Origin of the sequence: Streptomyces bambusae (genome assembly GCF_019400985.1) — a bacterium.
In the GTDB taxonomy this organism is placed as follows: domain Bacteria; phylum Actinomycetota; class Actinomycetes; order Streptomycetales; family Streptomycetaceae; genus Streptomyces; species Streptomyces bambusae_A.
The window spans coordinates 1-2,284 of record NZ_WTFF01000569.1 but is presented as its reverse complement, the minus strand read 5'-3'; the positions used below and the strand labels follow the sequence as shown (position 1 = coordinate 2,284).

The following is a 2,284-nucleotide window of genomic DNA, read 5'->3' as shown; positions in this document are numbered from 1 at the left end:
ATCGTGGGCCTGGCGGCCCTGGTCGCCGTCTTCGCCGTCCGCGGCCGGCCCCGGCTGCTGGTCTCCGGGTTGCTGGCGCTCAGCGGGCTGGGCGCCGCCGTGGCCGCCGTCGCGGGGGCCTCCGACCGGCAGGCGCTGGCCGACGAGGCCGCCCGGACGACCGCCGACACGGCGGCGACCGTGGCCGGACTCACCCATACGGCCTGGCCGTACGTCACCGCGGCGGGCGCGCTGCTCATCCTGGTCTCGGGGCTGCTGGCCCTGCGCTTCGGACGGAGCTGGCCGGCGATGGGCGGCCGCTACGAACGGGGCACGGGCCCGGCCGCCGCCCGGCGGGCGGCTGTGGACCCGGACCGGCCCGAGGACCTGTGGAAGGCCCTGGACCGCGGCGAGGACCCGACCCGCTGACGACCGTCACCGCGGGGTGCGGAAGAATGTTTCCCGAGCGTACGACACAGCACGTTCGACAGAGCAACGAGGAGCAACTCATGGCGGGCAGCAGCCACGGACACACCCCGGCCGCCTGGACCGGTGTCATCATCTCCTTCATCGGCTTCTGCGCCGCCGGCGCCTTCATGGTGATGGCGAACCCGCTCGGGTTCTGGGCCAGCATCGCCGTGATCTTCCTCGGCGGTGTGGTCGGCATGGCGATGCGGGCGGCGGGCATGGGTTCCGTGAAGCCCGAGCACGACGACCTCGCCAAGGTCATCGCCGCGAAGGCCTGATTCCCGCACCCGTGCGACGAATCGCCGGAAAGGCGCGGCCCGGTCGGGCCGCGCCTTTCGCCATGACCGGGGAGAATCGCCGCGTGACCGTCCCCAGCACCGCCCCGGCCCCGCCCGGGCGCGCCCGGCTGCTGGCCGCCCCCGCCGTCGTCCTGACGGGCGCGGTCGCGGCCTTCACCTATGTGGGCCTCGTCGATCCCAACGAACCCGGCCACTATCCGGTCTGTCCGATGTTCCGGCTGACCGGCATCCTGTGCCCCGGCTGCGGCGGGCTGCGCAGCGCCCACGCCTTCGCCCGGGGCGACCTCGTCACCGCCCTCGGGGCGAACGCCATGGCCGTGGCCGGCTACCTCTGCTTCGCCGGATTCATGGCCCTGTGGCTGGTCCGCTCCGTGCAGCGGCGCCCCGCCCCCCGGCCCGCGCTGCGGCCCGCGTACTGGTGGGCGCTGGGGGCGCTCGCCCTGGTCTTCAGCGTGGTCCGCAATCTCCCGTTCGGTTCCGCTCTGGCACCTTGAGCCCGGCTGGTCCTACGAGGCCCCGGCCGGCCCTCGTAGGAACATCCCATTCCGAATGTCCAGGAAGTGGGATGCCGTCAACCACGTGCGGAGCGCGAGGCCGCCTGCGGATACCATTTGATTGCTGACCTTGAACCAGCCGACCGACCCGGAAGGGGGCCGCTCGCGTGAGTGTGCTCGACGAGATCATCGAAGGGGTCCGCGAAGACCTTGCCGAACGGCAGGCCCGCGTGAGCCTCGACGAGCTCAAGGAGCGTGCTGCCAAGGCGCCCCAGGCCAAGGACGGCGTCGCTGCCCTGCGGGGCGACGGCGTCAAGGTGATCTGCGAGGTCAAGCGCTCCAGCCCCTCCAAGGGCGCGCTGGCCGCGATCGCCGACCCGGCAGGGCTCGCCGCCGACTACGAGGCGGGCGGTGCGGCCGTCATCTCCGTCCTGACCGAACAGCGCCGCTTCGGCGGCTCGCTGGCCGACCTGGAGGCCGTGCGCGCCCGGGTGGACATCCCCATCCTGCGCAAGGACTTCATCGTCACGGCCTACCAGCTGTGGGAGGCCCGCGCCTACGGCGCCGACCTCGCGCTGCTGATCGTCGCCGCCCTCGAACAGGAGGCCCTGGTCTCCCTCATCGAGCGCGCCGAGTCCATCGGGCTGACGCCGCTCGTCGAGGTCCACGACGAGGAGGAGGTCGAGCGCGCGGTCGCCGCCGGCGCCAAGATCATCGGCGTCAACGCCCGCAACCTCAAGACCCTGGAGGTCGACCGCTCCACCTTCGAGCGGGTCGCCCCGGAGATCCCCGCCCACATCGTGAAGGTCGCCGAGTCCGGCATCCGCGGACCCCACGACCTCATCGCCTACGCCAACGAGGGCGCCGATGCCGTCCTGGTCGGCGAGTCCCTGGTCACCGGCCGCGACCCGAAGGCCGCCGTGGCCGACCTCGTCGCCGCCGGCGCCCACCCCGCCCTGCGCCACGGCCGGAGCTGACCCGCGCATGACCGCCGCACGCCGCACCCGCCGCCGCACCCCGGGCTCCCTGCGCCCGGGGCCGGTC

General features: G+C 73.6%; 4 protein-coding genes. All 4 read left to right on the top strand.

The genetic code is table 11. The annotated features are described in order from the left end of the window. A partial coding sequence (locus GPJ59_RS35615; RefSeq protein ID WP_219672268.1) for a TIGR02234 family membrane protein occupies positions 1-408 on the top strand: 408 nt, incomplete at its 5' end. Between the two features lie 80 nt (positions 409-488). After that, the gene (locus GPJ59_RS35610) at positions 489-725 is read left to right on the top strand and encodes an HGxxPAAW family protein (protein ID WP_219672267.1); all 237 of its coding nucleotides are present in this window, start codon (positions 489-491) and stop codon (positions 723-725) included. A 62-nt stretch (positions 726-787) separates the two neighbouring features. After that, positions 788-1,240: a DUF2752 domain-containing protein gene (locus tag GPJ59_RS35605; RefSeq protein ID WP_219672266.1), complete on the top strand. Its 453-nt coding sequence runs from the start codon at positions 788-790 to the stop codon at positions 1,238-1,240. A gap of 167 nt (positions 1,241-1,407) precedes the next feature. Further along, a complete protein-coding gene (gene trpC, locus GPJ59_RS35600; protein WP_219672265.1) occupies positions 1,408-2,217 on the top strand; it encodes an indole-3-glycerol phosphate synthase TrpC in 810 nt (269 codons plus the stop codon). Positions 2,218-2,284: the final 67 nt, after the last annotated feature.